This window comes from Escherichia sp. KTE31 (assembly GCF_000407925.1).
In the GTDB taxonomy this organism is placed as follows: domain Bacteria; phylum Pseudomonadota; class Gammaproteobacteria; order Enterobacterales; family Enterobacteriaceae; genus Escherichia; species Escherichia ruysiae.
Genome location: NZ_KE136726.1, coordinates 843,969 through 867,386 on the forward strand (window position 1 = coordinate 843,969; position 23,418 = coordinate 867,386).

The 23,418-nt window shown below is 52.0% G+C and carries 22 protein-coding genes; 5 read left to right on the forward strand and 17 right to left on the reverse strand.

What is annotated here, in order from left to right:
* Nucleotides 1-422 precede the first annotated feature (422 nt).
* Nucleotides 423-704 (forward strand): YjcB family protein, encoded by a 282-nt coding sequence (locus tag WES_RS01720; RefSeq protein WP_016159882.1) that lies wholly within the window; start codon nt 423-425, stop codon nt 702-704.
* A gap of 98 nt (nt 705-802) precedes the next feature.
* Here WES_RS01720 and ssb1 read toward each other — a convergent pair whose 3' ends face one another.
* Nucleotides 803-1,339, reverse strand: coding sequence for a single-stranded DNA-binding protein SSB1 (ssb1, locus tag WES_RS01715; protein WP_000168309.1), 537 nt, complete (start codon nt 1,337-1,339; stop codon nt 803-805).
* A 250-nt stretch (nt 1,340-1,589) separates the two neighbouring features.
* On the opposite strand from ssb1, the gene uvrA reads away from it, so the two are divergent.
* On the forward strand, nt 1,590-4,412 hold the full coding sequence (gene uvrA, locus WES_RS01710; protein WP_016159880.1) for an excinuclease ABC subunit UvrA: 2,823 nt from the start codon (nt 1,590-1,592) through the stop codon (nt 4,410-4,412).
* A gap of 241 nt (nt 4,413-4,653) precedes the next feature.
* Here the strand turns inward: uvrA and WES_RS01705 are convergent, their stop codons facing one another.
* From WES_RS01705 to dnaB, 6 genes are all read right to left on the reverse strand, one after another.
* Nucleotides 4,654-5,010, reverse strand: a complete 357-nt coding sequence (locus WES_RS01705; RefSeq protein WP_000155671.1) for an MmcQ/YjbR family DNA-binding protein — start codon at nt 5,008-5,010, stop codon at nt 4,654-4,656.
* 3 nt (nt 5,011-5,013) lie between these two features.
* Nucleotides 5,014-5,430, reverse strand: a complete 417-nt coding sequence (locus tag WES_RS01700) for a secondary thiamine-phosphate synthase enzyme YjbQ (RefSeq protein WP_000270381.1) — start codon at nt 5,428-5,430, stop codon at nt 5,014-5,016.
* 110 nt (nt 5,431-5,540) lie between these two features.
* Nucleotides 5,541-6,254, reverse strand: a complete 714-nt coding sequence (gene aphA / locus WES_RS01695) for an acid phosphatase AphA (protein ID WP_010344812.1) — start codon at nt 6,252-6,254, stop codon at nt 5,541-5,543.
* A gap of 335 nt (nt 6,255-6,589) precedes the next feature.
* Nucleotides 6,590-7,783: an aromatic amino acid transaminase gene (gene tyrB / locus WES_RS01690; RefSeq protein ID WP_016159879.1), complete on the reverse strand. Its 1,194-nt coding sequence runs from the start codon at nt 7,781-7,783 to the stop codon at nt 6,590-6,592.
* Between the two features lie 242 nt (nt 7,784-8,025).
* Nucleotides 8,026-9,105, reverse strand: coding sequence for an alanine racemase (alr, locus tag WES_RS01685; protein WP_001147290.1), 1,080 nt, complete (start codon nt 9,103-9,105; stop codon nt 8,026-8,028).
* 52 nt (nt 9,106-9,157) lie between these two features.
* Complete coding sequence (gene dnaB, locus WES_RS01680) at nt 9,158-10,573, reverse strand: replicative DNA helicase (RefSeq protein ID WP_000918355.1); 1,416 nt, start codon at nt 10,571-10,573, stop codon at nt 9,158-9,160.
* Between the two features lie 82 nt (nt 10,574-10,655).
* Here dnaB and WES_RS01675 point away from each other — a divergent pair, with 82 nt between their 5' ends.
* A complete protein-coding gene (locus WES_RS01675; protein ID WP_000235547.1) occupies nt 10,656-11,639 on the forward strand; it encodes a quinone oxidoreductase in 984 nt (327 codons plus the stop codon).
* A gap of 163 nt (nt 11,640-11,802) precedes the next feature.
* On the opposite strand, the gene pspG is transcribed toward WES_RS01675, so the two are convergent.
* Together pspG and dusA are read right to left on the reverse strand one after the other, a co-directional pair.
* On the reverse strand, nt 11,803-12,045 hold the full coding sequence (gene pspG / locus WES_RS01670) for an envelope stress response protein PspG (protein WP_000891404.1): 243 nt from the start codon (nt 12,043-12,045) through the stop codon (nt 11,803-11,805).
* A gap of 135 nt (nt 12,046-12,180) precedes the next feature.
* The gene (gene dusA / locus WES_RS01665; RefSeq protein WP_016159876.1) at nt 12,181-13,176 is read right to left on the reverse strand and encodes a tRNA dihydrouridine(20/20a) synthase DusA; all 996 of its coding nucleotides are present in this window, start codon (nt 13,174-13,176) and stop codon (nt 12,181-12,183) included.
* Between the two features lie 154 nt (nt 13,177-13,330).
* Here dusA and zur point away from each other — a divergent pair, with 154 nt between their 5' ends.
* Complete coding sequence (zur, locus tag WES_RS01660) at nt 13,331-13,846, forward strand: zinc uptake transcriptional repressor Zur (protein WP_000416266.1); 516 nt, start codon at nt 13,331-13,333, stop codon at nt 13,844-13,846.
* Nucleotides 13,847-13,887: 41 nt separating this feature from the next.
* Here zur and WES_RS01655 read toward each other — a convergent pair whose 3' ends face one another.
* The 4 genes from WES_RS01655 to dgkA all read right to left on the reverse strand — a co-directional run bounded on the left by WES_RS01655 (nt 13,888) and on the right by dgkA (nt 16,697).
* Nucleotides 13,888-14,097: a CsbD family protein gene (locus WES_RS01655; RefSeq protein WP_001030603.1), complete on the reverse strand. Its 210-nt coding sequence runs from the start codon at nt 14,095-14,097 to the stop codon at nt 13,888-13,890.
* 115 nt (nt 14,098-14,212) lie between these two features.
* A complete protein-coding gene (dinF, locus tag WES_RS01650; protein WP_016159875.1) occupies nt 14,213-15,538 on the reverse strand; it encodes an MATE family efflux transporter DinF in 1,326 nt (441 codons plus the stop codon).
* A gap of 72 nt (nt 15,539-15,610) precedes the next feature.
* Entirely contained in the window at nt 15,611-16,219 is a 609-nt protein-coding gene (gene lexA, locus WES_RS01645; protein ID WP_000646078.1) for a transcriptional repressor LexA, read from the reverse strand.
* A gap of 109 nt (nt 16,220-16,328) precedes the next feature.
* On the reverse strand, nt 16,329-16,697 hold the full coding sequence (gene dgkA, locus WES_RS01640; RefSeq protein WP_000002906.1) for a diacylglycerol kinase: 369 nt from the start codon (nt 16,695-16,697) through the stop codon (nt 16,329-16,331).
* A gap of 169 nt (nt 16,698-16,866) precedes the next feature.
* Between dgkA and plsB the strand changes: the two genes are divergently transcribed.
* Entirely contained in the window at nt 16,867-19,290 is a 2,424-nt protein-coding gene (gene plsB, locus WES_RS01635) for a glycerol-3-phosphate 1-O-acyltransferase PlsB (protein WP_016159874.1), read from the forward strand.
* A gap of 152 nt (nt 19,291-19,442) precedes the next feature.
* Here the strand turns inward: plsB and ubiA are convergent, their stop codons facing one another.
* The 4 genes from ubiA to lamB all read right to left on the reverse strand — a co-directional run bounded on the left by ubiA (nt 19,443) and on the right by lamB (nt 23,411).
* On the reverse strand, nt 19,443-20,315 hold the full coding sequence (ubiA, locus tag WES_RS01630) for a 4-hydroxybenzoate octaprenyltransferase (RefSeq protein WP_000455232.1): 873 nt from the start codon (nt 20,313-20,315) through the stop codon (nt 19,443-19,445).
* Between the two features lie 12 nt (nt 20,316-20,327).
* A complete protein-coding gene (ubiC, locus tag WES_RS01625; protein ID WP_000019214.1) occupies nt 20,328-20,825 on the reverse strand; it encodes a chorismate lyase in 498 nt (165 codons plus the stop codon).
* Nucleotides 20,826-21,004: 179 nt separating this feature from the next.
* Nucleotides 21,005-21,919: a maltose operon protein MalM gene (gene malM / locus WES_RS01620; RefSeq protein ID WP_016159872.1), complete on the reverse strand. Its 915-nt coding sequence runs from the start codon at nt 21,917-21,919 to the stop codon at nt 21,005-21,007.
* Nucleotides 21,920-22,070: 151 nt separating this feature from the next.
* On the reverse strand, nt 22,071-23,411 hold the full coding sequence (gene lamB / locus WES_RS01615; RefSeq protein ID WP_000973648.1) for a maltoporin LamB: 1,341 nt from the start codon (nt 23,409-23,411) through the stop codon (nt 22,071-22,073).
* Nucleotides 23,412-23,418: the final 7 nt, after the last annotated feature.

Here is a 23,418-nt window from a genome sequence, read left to right on the forward strand (position 1 = left end):
ACCTGGTCATTGCAAGGTGAAAACCCTGACTACCGACGACGTTAGATAAATCTTACGGTATAAATAGCACTTTTGCCTGATTTGAAATTGATACCTTTATAATTGTTGTTTAAATGAAAATAACTCGCTGATATCAAAAGGGCTTTGTTGAAAAAATGCAGGTCAGGCAGGAAGTTACAATATTTCTTTATTGTGCATTGTCTCGATTTCACTGAAAAACCACATAATTAGTGCAGCAATAAAAGTAGCTGCATAATCTGGCTAACAAACGAGCAATTGTGATATAGTTCACAAAAATTTATGAAACAAACTAAGTGTTTCATTTTATGTTCTGAAAGTCCCGCGATAGCCAGAGTGTACCACGCCCCCCGTGAGTAATGTCGCGCTATCCAGGGCTTGGTAATTTTCAGAGGAAATGTTTGATGGCTACCCTCACCACTGGCGTGGTTCTTCTTCGCTGGCAGCTGCTTAGCGCCGTATTGATGTTTCTGGCCAGCACGCTCAACATCCGTTTTCGGCGCTCTGATTATGTCGGGCTGGCAGTGATCAGTAGCGGTCTGGGCGTGGTTTCCGCCTGTTGGTTCGCAATGGGGTTGCTTGGCATCACAATGACCGATATTACCGCCATCTGGCACAACATTGAGTCGGTGATGGTGGAAGGGATGAGTCAAACTCCACCACAGTGGCCGATGATTTTGACCTGATATGCAGAAGCCTCCATAACGGAGGCTTCTTTTTTATGACTGGCGGATGCTTTAATCATCCACCTTAAAACAATATAACCTATTGTTTTAATGACAAATCAGAACGGAATGTCGTCATCGAAATCCATCGGCGGCTCGTTAGACGGCGCTGCCGGAGCGGACTGCTGCGGGCGAGACTGCGCACCGCCGCTGAACTGATTGCCACCCTGCGGCTGCTGAGGCTGACCCCAACCGCCCTGCGGCTGACCGCCACCGACGTTACCGCCTGCCGGTGCGCCGCCGCCCTGGCGACCACCCAGCATCTGCATGGTGCCGCCAACGTTCACCACCACTTCCGTGGTGTAGCGATCCTGACCGGATTGGTCAGTCCATTTGCGGGTACGCAGCTGACCTTCGATATAAACCTGAGAACCTTTACGCAGATATTCGCTGGCAACTTCCGCCAGTTTGCCGAACAGCACAACACGGTGCCATTCAGTCTGCTCTTTCATCTCGCCGGTCGCTTTATCACGCCAGGATTCGGAAGTAGCCAGCGTAATGTTGGCAACTGCGCCACCATTTGGCATATAGCGTACTTCCGGGTCCTGGCCCAGATTACCAACGAGAATAACCTTATTTACGCCTCTGCTGGCCATGTCGTGTCTCCTGAAAAAAACGTTCTAATAAGTGTAAACGCGCGATTGTAGCATTACCAATAGCGGTTTTACCACGATGTGACCTCGGTTCCGGTAAACAAACATGGCCCGACATTGTTACACAGCACTCCGGGTTTTGCATTCCAATACTGTATATTCATTCAGGTCGATTTGTGTCATAATTAACCGTTTGTGATCGCCGGTAGCGCCATGCCGCCGGGCAAAAAAGTGTTTAATCCGGGAAAGGTGAATGGATAAGATCGAAGTTCGGGGCGCCCGCACCCATAATCTCAAGAATATCAACCTCGTTATCCCCCGCGACAAACTGATTGTCGTCACCGGGCTTTCGGGTTCTGGCAAATCCTCGCTCGCTTTCGACACCTTATATGCCGAAGGGCAGCGTCGTTACGTTGAATCCCTTTCTGCCTACGCGCGGCAGTTTCTGTCACTGATGGAAAAACCGGATGTCGATCATATTGAGGGGCTTTCTCCCGCCATCTCAATTGAACAGAAATCGACGTCTCATAACCCGCGTTCCACAGTGGGGACCATCACTGAAATCCACGACTATTTGCGTCTGCTGTACGCTCGCGTCGGCGAGCCGCGCTGCCCGGATCACGACGTTCCGCTGGCGGCGCAAACCGTCAGCCAGATGGTGGATAACGTGCTTTCGCAGCCTGAAGGTAAACGTCTGATGCTACTCGCGCCCATCATCAAAGAGCGCAAAGGCGAACACACTAAAACGCTGGAGAATCTGGCGAGTCAGGGTTACATCCGCGCGCGCATTGATGGCGAAGTCTGCGATCTTTCCGATCCGCCCAAACTGGAACTGCAAAAGAAACACACCATTGAAGTGGTTATCGATCGCTTCAAGGTGCGTGACGATCTGACCCAGCGTCTGGCGGAATCGTTTGAAACCGCACTGGAGCTTTCCGGCGGTACAGCGGTTGTTGCGGATATGGACAATCCCAAAGCGGAAGAACTGCTGTTCTCCGCGAACTTCGCCTGCCCGATTTGCGGCTACAGTATGCGCGAACTGGAACCACGCCTGTTCTCGTTTAACAACCCGGCGGGTGCCTGCCCGACCTGTGACGGCCTCGGCGTACAGCAATATTTCGATCCCGATCGCGTGATCCAGAATCCGGAACTGTCGCTGGCTGGCGGTGCGATCCGTGGCTGGGATCGCCGCAATTTCTATTATTTCCAGATGCTGAAATCACTGGCAGATCACTATAAGTTCGACGTCGAAGCGCCGTGGGGCAGCCTGAGCGCAAACGTGCATAAAGTGGTGCTGTACGGTTCTGGCAAAGAAAATATCGAATTTAAATACATGAACGATCGCGGCGATACCTCTATTCGTCGTCATCCGTTCGAAGGCGTGCTGCACAATATGGAGCGCCGTTATAAAGAGACGGAATCCAGCGCGGTACGTGAAGAGTTAGCCAAATTTATCAGCAATCGCCCGTGCGCCAGTTGTGAAGGGACGCGTTTGCGCCGTGAAGCGCGCCATGTTTATGTCGAGAATACGCCGCTGCCTGCAATCTCCGACATGAGCATCGGTCATGCGATGGAGTTCTTCAACAATCTTAAACTCGCCGGACAACGGGCGAAGATTGCGGAAAAAATCCTCAAAGAGATTGGCGACCGCCTGAAATTCCTCGTTAACGTTGGGCTGAATTACCTGACACTTTCCCGCTCGGCAGAGACACTTTCCGGCGGCGAAGCCCAGCGTATCCGTCTGGCGAGCCAGATTGGTGCGGGCCTGGTTGGCGTTATGTACGTGCTGGATGAGCCGTCTATCGGCCTGCACCAGCGCGATAACGAGCGCCTGCTGGGTACGCTTATCCATCTGCGCGATCTTGGTAATACCGTGATTGTAGTGGAGCACGACGAAGATGCGATTCGCGCCGCTGACCACGTTATCGACATCGGTCCGGGCGCAGGTGTTCACGGTGGCGAAGTGGTCGCGGAAGGGCCGCTAGAAGCGATTATGGCAGTGCCAGAGTCGTTGACCGGGCAGTACATGAGTGGTAAACGCAAGATTGAAGTGCCGAAGAAACGCGTTCCGGCGAATCCGGAAAAAGTGCTGAAGCTGACTGGCGCACGCGGCAACAACCTGAAAGATGTGACGCTAACGCTGCCAGTGGGTCTGTTTACCTGCATCACAGGGGTTTCAGGTTCTGGTAAATCGACGCTGATTAACGACACGCTGTTCCCGATTGCCCAACGCCAGTTGAACGGCGCGACTATCGCCGAACCGGCACCCTATCGCGATATTCAGGGGCTGGAGCATTTCGATAAAGTCATCGATATCGACCAAAGCCCAATTGGCCGTACTCCGCGTTCCAACCCGGCGACCTATACCGGCGTGTTTACGCCTGTACGTGAACTGTTTGCGGGCGTACCGGAATCCCGTGCGCGCGGCTATACGCCAGGACGGTTCAGCTTCAACGTCCGTGGCGGACGCTGCGAGGCCTGTCAGGGCGATGGCGTGATCAAAGTTGAAATGCACTTCCTGCCGGATATTTACGTACCGTGCGACCAGTGCAAAGGTAAACGCTATAACCGCGAAACGCTGGAGATAAAGTACAAAGGCAAAACCATCCACGAAGTGCTGGATATGACCATCGAAGAGGCGCGTGAATTCTTTGATGCGGTGCCAGCTCTGGCGCGTAAACTGCAAACGCTGATGGATGTTGGCCTGACGTACATCCGCCTCGGGCAGTCCGCCACCACACTTTCCGGTGGTGAAGCCCAGCGCGTGAAGCTGGCGCGTGAGCTGTCAAAACGCGGCACCGGGCAGACACTGTATATTCTCGACGAGCCGACCACCGGTCTGCACTTCGCCGATATTCAGCAACTGCTCGACGTACTGCATAAACTGCGCGATCAGGGCAATACCATTGTGGTGATTGAGCACAATCTCGACGTGATTAAAACCGCCGACTGGATTGTCGATCTTGGTCCGGAAGGCGGCAGCGGCGGCGGCGAGATCCTCGTCTCCGGCACGCCAGAAACCGTCGCAGAGTGCGAAGCTTCGCATACAGCGCGATTCCTCAAGCCAATGCTGTAATCACAAAGGCCGCTTTCTGAGCGGCCTCAGACTGATGACAAAGTCTAAAAATGTGCTCGGACAGTCCCCTCGCCCCTCCGGGGAGAGGGTTAGGGTAAGGGGAACAGACCAGCACTGGCGTGATTATTTACCCTCACCCCGGCCCTCTCCCTAAAAGGGCGAGGGGGAAAACCGTGCCGCTTTTGACTTTTAAGCCAGTTTTTCAGCAATATCAGGCCGCTTTCTGAACGGTCTTTTCCTTTCAGAGTTGCACCAGCAATTTACGTTTTTCTTCCGGCAGCAAATTCACTGCCTGCTGATACGACGCATCGACCAGATAATAGATTTGTGAATCCGGCAACGATCCGTCGAGATATACGGTACTCCAGTGCGCTTTATTCAGATGTCGGCTGGGACGTACATCGCTGTGCTGCTGACGCAGAAGATCCGCCAGTTCCGGGCTGGTTTTCAGCGAAACTGCCGGGCGATTTTCCACTTCTTTCACCATCGCAAACAGCACATCTTCCACTTTGATTTGCGTCGCTTTCCAGTCGCTGTGAACGCTCTGTTCAGCGCCAGGTTTTGCCATGCAATATTGTAGCAACTCCGATATGGTCATTTTTTACTCCCCTTGTAGTGTCGCGATGATGCGACGCGATCCGCCGTGGACACGATGTTCCCCCAGCCAGATACCCTGCCAGGTGCCGGTCTGAATACGTCCTTTATGCACTGGCAAAACAAGCGATACTCCCAGCATGGAAGATTTGATATGTGAAGGCATATCGTCTGCTCCTTCATAATCATGCTCATAGTTTCCGTTATCGGGAACAGTGCGGAGGAAAAAACGCTCCATGTCCTGGCGTACCGTGGGGTCGCAATTCTCATTAAGTGTCAGAGAGGCGGAAGTGTGTTGCAGCAACAGGTGCAGTAAACCGACATTAACACGCGGCATATCAGCCAGTTGATTCAGAATTTCATCCGTTACCAGATGAAACCCACGAGATTTGGCGCTAAGCGTGAGCGTCTTTTGATACCACATGTGCTGCTCCTTGATAAAACTCTCTTATTCAGTTTGCAGCAAGACAGCGAAAGGATAAAGGTGTGATTAAAAAAACAGCATTCGGGAGAGTGAAACACTCTCCCGCACTATCAGTATTCTGAATTAACGATCACCTCTTCACCAAAAGCACCCGCTTGTGGCAAGGGTTTGTAGGTAGAGTTGGAGGCACGCAGAATACGGATACCACGAATGCCGACATCACGCGCAGCAGTCATATCATTATCGGAATCGCCATAAAACATTCGGATATTTTTATCCTGCAACCACTGCGTTTTCGTGTTTTGTCCTGGTTTATCACCCGCAAAAATTACCGGATTCATACTACTTGCCGGAATGTGGAAATCATCGGCTAATGTTTTTGAAACCGTTTCTGTTTTCGTTGGACTACGACCAGTCACAAAAAAGATGGTATCGCCACGGCGGACATGTATATCAATCAGCTGACGTGCGACCTCTTTTGGAATGCTGAATTCATCCCAACCGTTGTTCATCTTTTCCCAGAATGCCGGGTTTTTCAGATAATCTTCGCTTTCTGGTGAGAATATTTTCTTGCCGCGCCAGAATCCGGGGCTGGAAAACAAAACGGTATCATCGATATCAAACCCAACCGCCATCGGTGGGCGACCAGCAAGACTATTTTCAATTTGTGCGACTGATACCCAATGGACAGGAGCCTGTTCAGCGAGTCTGGCAACATTAGTGCCGGGATTAAGCGGTGAAGGTGAAGAGGCCAACGCAACAGCAGAACTGTTTAGAGCGAACAATAAGCAAACGGCACTCAATGCCTGTGTGATCTTGCGCATATTTTTCCCTAAATAGTCAGTAAGTTGAAACTTTTTATTATGAAGTTTGTTGAAAAAACCATCTGACCATAACGCCAGCAGCAAGGGAAAGGAAGGATTATCTGCGGCTTTTGTGAAGAAAGGGTGCAGGATCACATGAGACCAGCCCGTGTTTGTGACTATTTAATAACTTAATGTATTTCCATAGTATAAAAATGTTCGGAAATAAAACGCCTATTTTATTCACGTTTATAAGAAATAAGTCTTCATCTCCTTCGTACTATTTGCCTGGATAATACATAGCACCCCTTATTTATAATAGAGCAGGCGGCTTTTCAACCGCCTGCTGGTTAACCTTACATCACTGCAGCAAACGCCTTTGCAACGCGCTGCACGTTCGCAGAGTTAAGCCCGGCAACACACATACGACCGCTGGCGATCAGGTAAACGCCAAACTCCTCGCGCAGGCGATCGACCTGGGCGGCGCTTAAGCCGGTATAGCTGAACATGCCGCGTTGCTTAAGCAGGTAATCAAAATTGCGCTCCGGCATCTCAGTGCTCAACACCTGTACCAATTGCTGCCGCATTGCCAGAATACGGGTCCGCATTTCTTCTACTTCCGCCAGCCAACTGGCTTTCAACGCCTCATCGTTCAGCACCGTTGCCACTACCTGCGCACCAAAATTCGGCGGGCTGGAGTAAATACGGCGCACAGTAGCTTTCAGTTGCCCCAGCACGCGACCTGCGGCTTCAGCATCTTCACACACCACCGAAAGACCGCCGACACGCTCGCCGTACAGGGAGAAAATTTTCGAGAATGAATTGCTTACCAGTGCAGGTAATCCGGCGCTGGCAATGGCGCGAATGGCGTAGGCATCTTCATCCATACCGGCACCAAATCCTTGATAGGCGATATCGAGGAATGGGATAAGCTCGCGTGCTTTGAGAATTTCAATGACTGCGTCCCATTGGTCGTTGGTGAGATCGGCGCCCGTTGGGTTATGACAGCACGGATGCAGCAGCACAATACTGCGGGCAGGCAATGTTTTCAGCGTCGCCAACAGATCGTCAAAGCGCACACCGTTGGTCGTTTCATCATACCAGGGGTAAGTGCTCACTTCGAATCCAGCCCCGGCGAATATTGCTACGTGGTTTTCCCAGGTGGGATCGCTGACCCACACACCTGAATCCGGGAAGTAGCGTTTCAGGAAGTCAGCCCCCACTTTCAATGCCCCTGAACCGCCAAGCGTTTGAATAGTCGCCACGCGCTGTTGTTGTAACACCGGATGATTAGCGCCAAACAGCAGTGGTGCAATAGCATGACGATAGCTGTTAAGCCCTTCCATCGGCAGATAAAGTGAAGCGCCATGAGGCTGCGCATTCAGGCGCGCTTGCGCTTCTTCGACGGCTTTTAATTGTGGAATAATCCCGTCTTCGTTGTAGTACAGACCGATACTCAAATTCACTTTGTCGCTGCGAGGGTCTTCTTTAAAACGCTCCATAAGCGAAAGAATCGGGTCGCCAGCGTAGGCGTCAACTTTTTGAAACACGCGATGGTTCTCCAGGTTTACGGGCAGGTGGTTAAAACACAATAAACCGGAAGATGGGGAAGATCGAGAGGATGTTTAGCAATGAGCGGCAATTAATAACGCAGCGAGGCTGATAAAAAACGCAAAACCTTCAGAGGTACGAACGACAAGAGTGTATCAATTTATTGAATTCACATAACTTTGCAGGCCGGATAAGGTTTTCACACCGCATCCGGCACAGACAATCAACTATTGCAGAACGATTAATCCACGTACTTCATCGCCACCCTTGACGTCAGGCGCGTGATAAGTTCGTAAGCACTCACTTTCGTCATTTCTGCGATACGCTCTACGGGCAGACCTTCGCCCCATAAAATGACCTGATCCCCGGCTTTATCCTGCGCCTGTGGACCTAAATCTACGCAGATCATGTCCATCGCGACTCGCCCCACAATCGGCACTTCGCGACCGTTCACCAGCACTGGCGTACCGGACGGCGCGGCGCGCGGGTAGCCATCGCCATAGCCCATCGCCACCACGCCAAGGCGGGTATCGCGCTCGCTAATCCAGGTGCCGCCATAGCCTACCGGTTCACCTGCTTTATGCTCACGCACGGCAATCAGGCTGGAGGTCAGTGACATCACTGGCTGGCAACCGAAATCGGCACCGGTGGAGCCATCTTCCAGCGGTGACACGCCATAAAGAATGATGCCTGGGCGCACCCAATCAAAATGCGACTGCGGCCATAACAAAATTCCGCCCGATGCGGCGATTGAACGCTTGCCAGGTCTGCCTTCGCAAAAGGTATTGAAGATATCGAGTTGTTTCTCAGTCGCGCCGCATTTGGGCTCATCGGCACGAGCAAAGTGGCTGACAATATTCACCGGCTGACGGACGTTTTTGCATTGCGTAAGACGTTGATAAAACGCCTCAGCTTGTTCCGGTAACACGCCCAGCCGGTGCATACCGGTATCGAGTTTCATCCAGACGGTAACTGGCTCCTCCAGATTGGCCTCTTCCAGAGCAGCAAGCTGTTCTTCGTTATGCACGGCGGTATGCAGATGTTCAGCGGAGATCGTCGGCAGATCGTCTGCTTCAAAAAAGCCTTCCAGTAACAAAATAGGTTGCGTGATGCCCCCCGCCCTAAGCCGCAGGGCTTCTTCGAGACGGGCAACGCCAAAGGCGTCGGCATCGGGGAGCGTTCGCGCGGTCTCAATCAGACCGTGACCGTAGGCGTTCGCTTTCACCACCGCAACCAGTTTACTGGCAGGTGCCAGTTCACGCAGACGTTGCAGGTTGTGTCGCAGAGCGCGGCGGTTAATCACAACAGTTGCCGCTTGCATTTGTGTTCCTTGATAAGTGTTTGCTTTAATTACCTAATTCATAAAATAATTATTATTCGTCGTCGTACTGTGGTCCCGCGTAGTTGTCGAAACGCGACCATTGACCGTTAAAGGTCAGGCGTACCGTCCCGATTGGGCCGTTACGTTGTTTACCGATAATAATTTCCGCGATGCCTTTTAAGTCACTGTTTTCGTGATAAACCTCATCACGATAGATAAACATGATCAAGTCCGCATCCTGCTCGATGGAACCGGATTCACGCAGGTCGGAGTTGACCGGGCGTTTGTCGGCACGTTGTTCCAGAGAACGGTTCAACTGAGACAGTGCCACCACCGGCACATTCAGTTCTTTCGCCAGGGCTTTTAGCGAGCGGGAGATTTCTGCAATTTCCAGCGTACGGTTGTCTGAAAGCGCCGGTACGCGCATCAATTGCAGGTAGTCGATCATGATGAGTCCGATGCCACCGTGTTCACGGGCAATACGGCGCGCGCGGGAGCGCACTTCCGTTGGCGTCAGACCGGAGGAGTCATCAATGTAGATATTACGTTTTTCCAGCAAAATGCCCATCGTGCCGGAAATGCGCGCCCAGTCTTCATCATCCAGTTGCCCGGTACGAATTTTGGTCTGATCAACGCGCGACAACGATGCCAGAGAACGCATCATAATCTGTTCCGATGGCATCTCCAGCGAGAAGATCAATACTGGTTTATCCTGCAACATCGCCGCATTTTCGACGAGGTTCATCGCAAATGTCGTTTTACCCATCGACGGACGCGCGGCGACGATGATCAAATCCGACGGCTGCAAGCCAGCGGTTTTTTTGTTGAGATCGTCATAGCCGGTATTTACCCCGGTAACGCCATCGTGTGGCTGCTGAAACAACTGCTCAATACGCGCCACCGTGGCGTCGAGCACATCGGCGATGTTCTTCGGCCCTTCGTCTTTATTGGCACGGCTTTCGGCAATTTTAAAGACGCGGGATTCAGCAAGGTCGAGCAAGTCTTCGCTGGTGCGCCCTTGCGGATCAAAACCGGCTTCGGCAATCTCATTCGCAACAGAGATCATCTCGCGGACAACGGCACGTTCGCGCACGATGTCGGCATAGGCACTGATGTTCGCTGCACTTGGCGTATTTTTTGACAGCTCCGCCAGATAAGCAAAACCACCGACGCTATCAAGTTGCCCCTGACGTTCCAGCGATTCCGCCAGGGTGATCAGGTCAATTGGGCTACCGCTTTCCTGCAAACGCGCCATTTCGGTAAAGATATGGCGGTGCGGACGGGTGTAGAAATCATCTGCCACCACTCGCTCGGCCACATCGTCCCAGCGTTCGTTATCCAGCATTAAACCGCCCAACACCGACTGCTCCGCTTCGATCGAGTGCGGAGGCACTTTCAGCCCGGCAACTTGTGGATCGCGATCGCGGGGTTCAGCCTGCTGTTTGTTGAAGGGTTTATTTCCTGCCATAGTGAATGGAGTTACCGAGATAAAGAATGGGTCGAAACTTTACCATATGAAGCAGACCCTGACGATACGTTCTGGAGGACACATGGCAACACGAATTGAATTTCACAAGCACGGTGGCCCGGAAGTACTTCAGACTGTGGAATTTACTCCTGCCGATCCGGCAGAGAATGAAGTCCAGGTCGAAAATAAAGCCATTGGCATCAATTTTATCGACACGTATATCCGCAGCGGCCTTTATCCGCCGCCATCGCTACCCAGCGGATTAGGCACCGAAGCGGCTGGCATTGTGAGCAAAGTCGGCAGCGGCGTGAAACATATTAAAGCAGGCGATCGTGTGGTTTATGCGCAGTCAACGTTAGGGGCTTACAGCTCTGTGCATAACGTCAATGCCGATAAAGCGGCAATTCTGCCAGCGGCGATCTCTTTTGAGCAAGCTGCCGCGTCGTTCCTGAAAGGCTTAACGGTTTATTATCTGCTGCGCAAAACGTATGAAATCAAACCTGACGAACAGTTCCTGTTCCATGCGGCTGCTGGCGGCGTGGGCTTAATTGCCTGCCAGTGGGCAAAAGCCTTAGGGGCAAAACTTATTGGCACTGTGGGCAGCGCGCAAAAAGCGCAAAGTGCATTAAAAGCGGGAGCGTGGCAGGTAATTAACTATCGCGACGAAAATCTGGTCGAGCGATTAAAAGAGATCACCGACGGCAAGAAAGTGCGCGTGGTGTACGATTCCGTAGGCAAAGATACCTGGGAACGGTCGCTGGATTGCCTGCAACGTCGCGGTTTAATGGTCAGTTTTGGTAATTCATCAGGCGCGGTGACGGGGGTGAACTTAGGCATTCTCAATCAGAAAGGCTCGCTGTATGTGACACGCCCTTCCCTGCAAGGCTATATCACCACGCGGGATGAGTTAACCGAAGCCAGTAACGAACTGTTTTCATTGATTGCCAGCGGCGTGATTAAGGTCGATGTCGCAGAGCAGCAGAAATATCCGCTGAAGGATGCGCGGCGTGCGCATGAGATTCTGGAAAGCCGGGCGACGCAGGGTTCCAGCTTACTGATCCCATAAAGAAATTGGGCTTCCACCTGGGAAGCCCTTTCTTTTATAGTTCGGCTGTATGTAGGGTACAGCACGATGAATCTGTTAGAGGCGCAATAGTGACAGATTTGATAATCAATTCCTATTTTGTTCTAAGGATAAAACCTTAGGTTGTGATCATCCGCACAATCCCTTAGTAACGCCAGCGGTCATAACGCTGATATTTCGGCACTTTTGGTGCTTTAATCGCCTTTATTACCCACACTACTGCAATCGCCAATAGCAGCCACGGCAGCAACTTGATCATCAACGCCAGCATACCACCGAGGAACATAATGGCCGTCGCCACAACCAGCGCGGCGATAATGCCCAGCAACGAAACGCCGGTGACCATCAACATGACAAAAAAGCCAATCACAAAAAGTAGTTCCAGCATGATGTTCTCCCAAAAATGAAATCTCTTGCAGCCATTACAAGAATCATGCCAAAACCTAACATTATGATTTATAAAAAAATATACCCCGCGACGGTGCGCAGGGCATAGTGAATTTGACTACTTTGTGGTGAAAAATTAACGCTTATCCGCCACCAGTTTGAGCGCATGTTCCAGCACGCTAATGTCAGCACCCGCTTTATGGGCATTTTCACTTAAATAACGACGCCACTGCCGCGCACCAGGAATACCCTGGAACAGACCCAGCATATGCCGGGTAATATGGCCGAGATACGTCCCCTGACTAAGCTCACGCTCAATGTATGGGTACATAGCGCGCACCACCGCCACCGGATCGGCATCGGTATCCGAGGAACCAAAGATCTCTCGATCCACCGCCGCCAGAATCCCCGGATTCTGGTACGCCTCGCGTCCGACCATCACACCATCCATATGTTGCAAATGCGCTTTAGCCTCTTCCAGCGACTTGATGCCACCGTTAATCGACATCGTCAGATGCGGAAAGTCACGCTTCAGTTGATAGACGCGCGGGTAATCGAGCGGCGGGATTTCACGGTTTTCTTTCGGACTTAACCCAGAAAGCCAGGCTTTACGCGCGTGGATGATAAACATCTCACATTCGCCTTTACCGGAAACGGTGTTGATGAAATCACAAAGAAATTCATAGCTGTCCTGGTCGTCAATACCAATACGCGTTTTCACCGTGACTGGAATCGACACTACATCGCGCATCGCTTTCACGCAGTCGGCTACCAGTTGTGCATTACCCATCAGGCACGCGCCAAACATCCCGTTCTGTACCCGGTCAGACGGGCAGCCGACATTCAGGTTGATTTCATCGTACCCGCGCGCTTCCGCCAGCTTCGCACACTGCGCCAGCGCCGCTGGATCGCTTCCACCCAGTTGCAACGCCACCGGATGCTCTTCTTCACTGTACGCCAGGTAATCACCTTTACCGTGAATAATTGCCCCCGTGGTCACCATTTCGGTATAGAGAAGCGTATTACGGGAAAGCAGACGCAGGAAATAACGGCAGTGTCTGTCCGTCCAGTCGAGCATCGGGGCAATGGAGAAACGGTATGCGGGATAAGCGGTTTGTGATTCTGCTGACATGGCGTTTTTTTAAGCACCTGGTGAATTGGGGGCGCTACTATAGCATAACGAATATGCGATCAGGCAATGCGGCAGCTATGACGCCCTGTTCTCGGCGTTTAAGTGAGAACTATGGTAAAGTAAGGACATTCTTAACCCCACTTTGAGGTGCCCAATGGAAAAGACCACAACGCAGGAGTTATTAGCGCAGGCTGAAAAACTCTGTGCGCAGCGTAATGTGCGCCTGACCCCGCAGCGCCTTGAAGTGTTGCGCCTGATGAGTCTGCAGGAAGGAGCAATCAGCGCCTACGATCTGCTTGATTTACTGCGTGAAGCAGAGCCGCAGGCCAAGCCGCCAACGGTTTATCGCGCGCTCGATTTTCTGCTTGAGCAAGGGTTTGTGCATAAAGTTGAGTCCACCAACAGCTATGTGCTCTGTCACCTGTTCGATCAACCAACGCATACTTCAGCTATGTTTATTTGCGATCGCTGCGGCGCAGTGAAAGAAGAGTGTGCGGAAGGTGTGGAAGACATCATGCATACACTGGCGGCAAAAATGGGTTTTGCCCTGCGGCATAATGTGATTGAAGCGCATGGATTATGTTCAGCATGTGTAGAAGTAGAAGCGTGTCGTCACCCTGAACAGTGCCATCATGACCACTCTATTCAGGTGAAAAAGAAACCTCGTTAAGAGGGCGTACATCCTTGTACACGTCGGGCAGGAGGGATTAATTACCAGCGGTATTCATTGCGGGTTTCCCAGTCCACGACCTCTTTCTCTGCCTGATCTTTCTGGTAACCGTAACGTTCCTGGATTTTACCCACTAACTGATCACGTTTACCTTCAATGACCGTCATATCATCATCGGTCAGTTTGCCCCATTGCTCTTTCACTTTACCTTTGAACTGTTTCCAGTTACCGCCGACTTCGTCTTTATTCATATTCAAGTCCTCATCGTTAGGTGGTGAATGAGAGTACGCTCGCTTTTCTTCTGAACGTGGGATTAAGTGTAGTCAGGAATTTGGCTTAGGATTATTTATTCAGAATATTTAACCGTCACGCTCCGGCAAACCAGGTTCCGTTGCGCCAGTGACGCCGCCAGATAGCCGCCAGAGAAAGCCCGCGCAGCGCCAGAAAGACGGTTAACGCCAGCCACAAACCATGATTACCCAACCACGGCAGCGTGAGGAGCGTAAGAGCAAACCCTGCTGCTGCCACCGCCATACTGTTTCGCATTTCGGCGGCGCGCGTTGCACCTATAAACATGCCGTCCAGCAGATAACACCAGACACCAACCAGCGGTAAAATGACCTGCCAGATAAGATAGCGATCGGCTAGCTGCTGAATCTGGGTTAATGACGTCAGCAACGCAATAATGTGTTCCCCTGCCAGCAAATAACTCACAGAAAACAGCAACGCTACGATCCCCGACTGACGGCACGCTGCGCGCCAGACATCCAGTAACTGGCTCCCGTCGCGCGCACCGTACGCCTGACCTGAATGCGCTTCAACCGCGTAGGCAAAACCATCCAGCGCATAGGCGGTAAAGGTGAGTAGCGTCATCAGAACCGCGTTAACAGCGATAATATCACTCCCCAGTCGCGCGCCAAGTACGGTGATCGCGCCGAAACAGAGTTGCAACAACAGCGAGCGCAGCATGATATCGCGGTTAAGCGCCAGCAAGCGACGGAAGTTTCCTCGCCAGGCAGTTTTCAGCATTTCGCCGGAAATTCCGCGTAGTTTGAGGATTTTACGCACCATTAGCAGGCCGATCAGCAACGTCGCATATTCTGCGATGACCGTTGCCAGCGCCGCGCCCTGCACGTTCATATGCAGCCCCATCACCAGCCAGACATCCAGCACAATGTTGAGGATATTACCCACCACTAACAGGACAACCGGCGCACGGGCATATTGCACGCCGAGCAACCAGCCAAGTAATACCAGGTTTGCCAGTGACGCCGGTGCGCTTAGCCAGCGAATTTCAAGAAAGCGCCGCGCCTGTTCCAGCACGGCTTCACTGCCACCAACAATATACAGCGCCAGATCGATAATCGGTGTACGCAATAGTGCAATTAACGCCCCAGCCCCCAGCGCCAGCAGCAACGGTTGCACCAGCGCACGGGCTAATGCCTGAGGATTTTTGGCACCATACGCCTGCGCAGTAAGCCCGGTGGTGCTCATGCGCAAAAATAGCAACAGCATAAAGAGAAAGCTGGTCGCCGTTGCGCCAACCGCCACGCCGCCCAGATAAACCGGACTGTCAAGATGACCAATGACCGCCGTATCAACCAGCCCCAGCAACGGAACGGTGATATTGGAGAAAATCATAGGTAAGGCGAGATGCCAGAGAGCTTTATCAGATGAAGTGAGGAATGCCATGCAGACAAGCCTGATGAAGAGAGATGAAAAACAAACCGCGACGCCAGGCGGCATCGCGGTCTCAGAGATATGTTACAGCCAGTCGCCGTTGCGAATAACCCCAACCGCCAGCCCTTCAATGGTGAAGCTCTGCTGACGAAGGTCAACGACAATCGGTTTAAACTCGCTGTTTTCTGGCAATAATTCGACTTTATTGCCCTGTTTTTTCAGACGTTTAACGGTAACTTCGTCATCAATACGTGCGACAACGACCTGACCATTACGTACATCCTGAGTTTTATGCACTGCCAGCAAGTCGCCATCCATAATGCCGATATCTTTCATCGACATTCCGCTGACGCGCAGCAGGAAATCGGCATTCGGCTTGAACAAGGAAGGATCGACCTGATAATGACCTTCAATATGCTGCTGCGCCAGAAGCGGTTCACCGGCAGCCACACGACCTACTAATGGCAACCCTTCTTCCTCTTCCTGCAACAGACGAATCCCACGCGATGCGCCGGAAACAATTTCAATCACGCCTTTGCGTGCCAACGCCTTCAGATGTTCTTCAGCCGCGTTTGGGGAACGGAACCCCAAACGCTGCGCGATTTCCGCACGCGTCGGCGGCATACCTGTCTGGCTGATGTGATCACGAATGAGATCAAACACCTCTTGTTGCCTGGCCGTTAACGCTTTCATTCCGCCCCCTGGGTGTATATACAGTTATGCTGTGAGTATATACAGCAAAAGGCGATTTTGGAACCATAAACTACACAATAAACCAGAGATTTATCGAATTCTGGAAGGGTTATCCAAAATGTGACCATAAGAGAATGACCCAGGTTGCCACAGCGACGATAATCGCGATCAGCACCGCTGCGGACCCCATATCTTTTGCCCGCCCGGAAAGCTCGTGGTATTCAGAGCCAATACGATCAACCACCGCTTCGATGGCGCTATTGAGAATTTCCACAATCATCACCAACATAACGGAGCTAATAAGCAGTACGCGGGTAATCGCGTCCACATCCAGCCAGCAAGCGATGACCACCGCCAACAATACCGCCACGCCTTCCTGACGGAATGCCGCTTCGTTGATCCATGCAGCGCGTAAACCTTTCCAGGAATAGCCAGCGGCTTTGATAATTCGAGTGAATCCAGTGGTATTATTGGCCATTGAAAGAACCTTTTTACATTATGAGCGTCAATATCAGTGTACCGTTGAATCCGATGATTCCGGTAGCGTAGCGCCGCGCGAAACATAAGCGGATACCACAGAATTTCCCATGACTTTCTGCTATCCTTCCCGCGCATTTGCATTATTAACCAGAGGCTTTACATCGTTTATGTCCGGCTGGCCACGAATTTACTACAAATTACTGAATTTACCATTAAGCATCCTGGTAAAAAGCAAGTCTATTCCGGCAGATCCTGCCCCGGAATTGGGGCTCGATACCTCTCGTCCAATTATGTACGTTTTACCGTACAACTCAAAAGCGGATTTGCTGACGTTGCGCGCCCAGTGTCTGGCGCATGACCTGCCTGATCCATTAGAGCCGCTGGAGGTAGACGGCACGCTACTGCCGCGCTATGTGTTTATTCATGGCGGGCCGCGTGTTTTCACCTATTACACGCCGAAAGAAGAGTCTATCAAGCTGTTCCACGACTATCTCGATCTGCACCGTAGCAACCCAAATCTGGATGTGCAGATGGTGCCGGTATCGGTGATGTTTGGTCGTGCGCCAGGACGTGAAAAAGGCGAAGTAAACCCGCCACTACGTATGCTCAACGGCGTACAGAAATTTTTCGCCGTACTGTGGCTTGGTCGCGATAGCTTTGTGCGTTTCTCGCCGTCAGTTTCGCTACGCCGCATGGCTGATGAACACGGCACAGATAAAACTATCGCCCAAAAACTGGCGCGTGTGGCGCGTATGCACTTTGCCCGTCAGCGTCTTGCTGCCGTGGGTCCACGCTTGCCTGCTCGTCAGGATTTGTTCAATAAGCTGCTCGCCTCGCGTGCAATTGCCAAAGCGGTAGAAGATGAAGCACGCAGCAAAAAAATCTCCCATGAAAAAGCGCAGCAGAACGCGATTGCGCTGATGGAAGAGATTGCGGCGAATTTCTCTTACGAGATGATCCGCCTGACTGACCGTATTCTGGGCTTCACCTGGAACCGGCTCTATCAGGGCATCAACGTCCATAATGCCGAACGCGTTCGCCAGCTGGCTCATGACGGTCATGAGCTGGTGTATGTGCCATGCCACCGTAGCCACATGGACTACCTGCTGCTCTCCTACGTGTTGTATCACCAGGGGCTGGTGCCACCGCATATCGCCGCCGGGATCAACCTGAACTTCTGGCCTGCCGGGCCGATTTTCCGCCGTCTGGGTGCGTTCTTTATTCGCCGTACTTTTAAAGGCAATAAACTCTACTCTACCGTCTTCCGTGAATATCTCGGCGAACTGTTCAGCCGTGGTTATTCCGTTGAGTACTTTGTGGAAGGCGGTCGTTCGCGTACAGGGCGTTTGCTTGATCCGAAAACCGGTACGCTGTCGATGACCATTCAGGCGATGCTGCGTGGCGGTACACGTCCGATTACGTTGATTCCGATCTACATCGGTTATGAGCACGTCATGGAAGTGGGTACTTACGCCAAAGAGCTGCGCGGCGCGACGAAAGAGAAAGAGAGCCTGCCGCAGATGCTGCGCGGTTTAAGCAAGCTGCGTAATCTCGGTCAGGGGTATGTCAACTTCGGTGAACCAATGCCGTTGATGACCTATCTCAACCAGCACGTGCCGGACTGGCGTGAATCTATTGATCCCATCGAAGCTGTACGCCCGGCCTGGTTAACGCCGACGGTCAATAACATTGCTGCCGATCTGATGGTGCGCATTAACAACGCAGGCGCGGCTAACGCCATGAACCTGTGCTGTACTGCGCTGCTGGCGTCACGTCAGCGTTCACTCACTCGCGAGCAATTGACTGAGCAGCTTAATTGTTATCTCGATTTGATGCGCAACGTGCCTTACTCCACGGACTCTACCGTTCCTTCAGCCAGCGCCGGTGAGCTGATTGATCACGCGCTGCAAATGAACAAGTTTGAAGTCGAGAAAGACACCATCGGCGACATTATTATCCTGCCGCGCGAGCAAGCGGTGCTGATGACCTACTATCGCAACAACATTGCGCATATGTTGGTTCTGCCTTCGCTGATGGCAGCAATTGTCACCCAGCATCGGCACATCTCCCGCGAAGTGTTGATGGAGCACGTCAATGTGCTTTACCCAATGCTAAAAGCGGAGCTGTTCCTGCGCTGGGAGCGTGACGAGTTGCCGGGCGTTATTGATGCGCTGGCGAATGAAATGCAACGCCAGGGGCTGATTACGCTGCAAGATGATGAGTTGCATATCAATCCGGCGCACTCCCGCACGCTTCAGTTGCTTGCCGCAGGTGCGCGCGAAACGCTGCAACGTTATGCGATTACTTTCTGGCTGTTGAGCGCCAACCCGTCGATCAATCGCGGTACGCTGGAGAAAGAGAGCCGCACTGTGGCACAACGTCTTTCCGTGCTGCACGGCATCAACGCGCCGGAGTTCTTCGACAAAGCGGTGTTCAGTTCTCTGGTGCTGACGCTGCGTGATGAAGGGTATATCAGCGACAGCGGCGACGCCGAACCGGCAGAAACGATGAAGGTTTATCAGTTGCTGGCGGAGTTGATTACGTCCGATGTGCGCTTAACGATTGAGAGTGCGACGCAGGGCGAAGGGTAACTGGTGAGCGTTGCCGGATGTATCCGGCCTACCATGACCTGCAAATTCAATAAATTGCGATGTGTTATGGAGGCCTGACAAGCGCAGCGCATCAGGCAGCTTTTCCCAGAACAAAAGCCGGATGACCATGACCATCCGGCTTTTTTACATCATCAGAAATGCCAGTAACTCATTGCCAGCCCTAAAAACAGTACCAGGCCAACATAGTTATTATTCATAAACGCTTTAAAACAGGCTTCACGCTCGCGATTGGCAATCAGTTTTTGTTGATAAACAAACAGCGCGCCCGCGACCAGAATTGACCAGTAATATCCCCAGCCTAATCCATTTAACTCACCAATAATCGCCATCAGTACCAGTACGCCAACCTGCAAAATGCCAATAATCAATTTATCGTATTGACCAAACAGAATCGCAGTGGATTTAATGCCAATCTTCACGTCGTCGTCACGGTCAACCATCGCATACTGCGTGTCGTAAGCCACCGCCCACAGAATATTGGCGAGGAACATTAACCAGCAGCTTAACGGCACCGATTCACTCACAGCGGCAAAAGCCATTGGAATCGACCAACCAAACGCCGCCCCCAGCACTACTTGCGGTAGATGGGTGTAACGCTTCATAAACGGGTAAACCCACGCCAGCACCAGCGCGGCAATCGACAACAGAATAGTCATCGTATTCAGCGTCAGCACCAGTAAGAACGAAATTAGCACCAGCACGACAAACAGCGCGCGCGCCTCTTTCTCCGTCACCGCGCCACTGGGAAGCGGTCGGTTTGCCGTGCGCTTAACATGACCATCAAACTTACGGTCAGCATAGTCATTCACTACACAACCGGCGGCACGCATCAGCCAGACGCCAGCGACAAACACCGCCAGGATCCAGAGTTGGGGAACACCGGGTGTCGCCACCCATAGCGCCCATAAAGTTGGCCAGAGCAGCAGTAACGCACCAATTGGCTTATCCGTACGCATTAAGCGGTGAAACGCCAGCAGCTTATTTTGCGTCAGACTCCACTCCATATTTTTTTCCTCTTAGTACAACGGTGATGCCGGTAAAAACAGTTCGGTCAGCAGCAGCGGCTTACCGCTTAATCGCAGGCGGGAACGTCGCCCCCACAGTCCGGCATCACGGCCTATCTCAATAAAGTCCCGGGTTAATGTCGATGATGTGAACAGATAGCGACCTAACGGCGTTTTACCCAATTTTTGTAACGCCAGCTCGGGGCCGCTTAACGTTGACACAGGAACGACGGTACGCCCGGCGAGCCAGGGTTCTCCATCAGCGCATAACAAAATCTCACGTAACCAGTAACGGGATTCTTTCGGCAACAGCGGTAATTCTTCGGGGATTTCATTCTGCTCGACAAACCCTTCGCGGATCATCGTCACGCTCACCGTTTTTCCCTGCTGTTCAAAACGTTTGGTCATGGAATCTTCCAGCAACAACCAGTCGAGCAGTTGCGGTTCCAGCGCAGGGATCTCTGCAAAATAGCGCAGCGCACGCAGTTGCGTTAACGCGGGGTGTGACATGCCGAACTCTCCGTTACATAACGTAAAGGCATTGTATCGCAGAAAAGCGTTAACGGGAGATGTAAAGCATATTAAGTGATCTAATACGCAACAATAACGCAACAATCACAGGAAGGAGAGAAAAAAAGGTGCGCCCGAAGACGCACCAGTTGTTGCAAAATCAGCACTGTGGGGCGTAATTACCCCTTGCCTTTTACACTGCTGATAAAGGTGGAACGGGCAGATGTCGAGCCCAGGCGTTCAGCTTCATCAAGCAGTTTTAACGCCTTATCAACATCACCTTTCGCGACAGCGTTTTTAATCGCGGTATTAAAATAACTTTCCGTGTCGTTGAGCATAGGTTCACTTTTCTTCGCCGGAGCAGGTACGGCTGCGGCTGGTGCCGCCGTGTTGCCTACCGTAACCGGAGCCGGAGCGGAAGAACCAAATAGAGGCCCCACCAACACGCTGGAGCTGGAGTTGGTTTTCACTTTCAGTTTCAGCAGACCATCAGTGGTATGACGGGCAACCGGGTCTGGAATATCCGGCACCGAGTTACCGACGCCTTTGGCATAGGCTTTTGCCGGATCGAGCAGTTGCGTCGTCTGCTGGAGATCTTTTTCAGTGGTAAAGACCAGTACATAAAGTTTCTGCTGCCCCAACGCCGGTGTCAGGCGCATAACGCCTTCCAGACGATCTGCACTCATCACACCAGGTTCCTGGTAGGTGAAATAACTGCTGGGAAAGAAGGCCGATGGTGTCATGTTCTGATCAAGAATCAGCACGTTCGGTGCAAATACGCTGGTTTGTTTGTTCACTTCACTGGTCAGAGTCAGGGTCAGCTCGCCAATGTTTGCCGGGACGCTGTATGCGGCGACTGGACCGCTGATGCCAGGGACGTTCAGTTGTTGCCCGCCAGTTGCCAATTGGGTGGTCTGGGTTTTAGATTGATCGACTGGCGTCCAGGTTAATTGTTGCAGCGCGGCAGATGGAATGGCTGGCGCATCGCTGGTGTTTTGCGGCACGTAGTTAACATCGGCAAGGCTGATTCCAGGCGCGCTTGCCAGCAACCCTGCTGATAAACAGAGGGCGATGAGACTTTTATTCATTTTCATTGTTTTCACCTCAAAATCTGGAGTTCAGCGGTAGCCAGGCAATAGCGCGCTTAACCCGATAATCAGAGGGGCTTACGCCCCTTATAGATAATGACAACCTATTTTTATGCCGGATGCGGCGTAAACGCCTTATCCGGCCTACACATTGCTATTACCACCAGATTTCCATCTGGGCACCGAAGGTCCACTCATCGCTATCACCGCGACCGAAGCTACCGCCTTCGAAATTCGCCGGAACAGCTTTGCCGTAGTTCGGGTTGGAAGAGGAGCTACCGTTGTAGTCATAACCCCATTTCTCATCCCACTTGGCGTAGGTTGCGAAGACACGAATAGCCGGGCGTGACCAGATGCTGTCGCCAGCCTGCCATTGTTGTGCGAGGGTGATTTTGTACTGATTGTTCTTGTCGCCAGTACGCTGGGATTCGACGTTGTCGTAGCCCACTTCCAGCAAGGTACTCATGATAGGCGTCCACTTGTACATTGGACGAATACCGACGGTCCACCATTTGGTGCCGTTGTCGTTATCCCAGTTGATATCCTGGTACATACCCACGTACATCATGTCCCAGTTGTCGCCCATGGAGATCGCACCGTGATCGAGGATACGCAGCAGGTGACCGTTATTGTTGATATTGTAGGCAAATTTTTCGTTATCAAACGCAACGCCAGAACCCTGCGACAGACCTTTACCCTGCGAGGTCATCGAGTCAGTAGCGTACTGAACAACAAACTTGTTGAAGCCTTTCAGGATGCTCTGGGTATGCTCGGCAGTGAACATCCAGCCATCTTTCGATGCGCCATCAACCAGACGATAGTTATCACGCAGGTTAGCGCGACCGTAGTCAACACCCAGCTCCAGGGTGCCGCCGGGGTTAATTTCCATCTGCGCTAAACGCACGTCGAAGACGTCGTTCGCAGTCTCATTGGTATAGTCATAGATATTGTTGCTGGCGAAAGAAGAAGAACCGCCCGCTTCAGAAGAACGCGTTGCTGCCAGAGAAAGTTTACCGAAGCCAACGTCGATGTTTTCCAGACCGGCACCAGGACCAGAAATATCCCAGTAGTAGAAGTCGATCATATGAACGTCATGACGCTGATAGAAACGCTTACCGGCCCAAATGGTGGCACCAGGCAGCCATTCAATCAGGTTTTTCCCCTGCACGTTCGCTTCACGGAAGGCCGGATCGGTGGCTTCCCAGTCATTCTGTTGTGCTACGGAATAGGCCACGTTAGTGTCGAAATAGAAGCTCTTATCGCCCTCTTTCCACACTTCCTGACCCAATTTTAATTCAGCATAAGTTTCACATTCGTTGCCAAGACGGTATTTACTTTGAGCGCCAGTGGTCTGGAAACATTGTTGTTCACCGCCGCTCCCTGTCCAGCCGATCCCGGAACGGGCGTAACCGTGGAAATCCACAGCCATTGCCTGAGCAGACATTACGCCTGCTGCGACGGCAACCGCCAGAGGAAGTTTGCGCAGAGTAATCATCATTCTATCT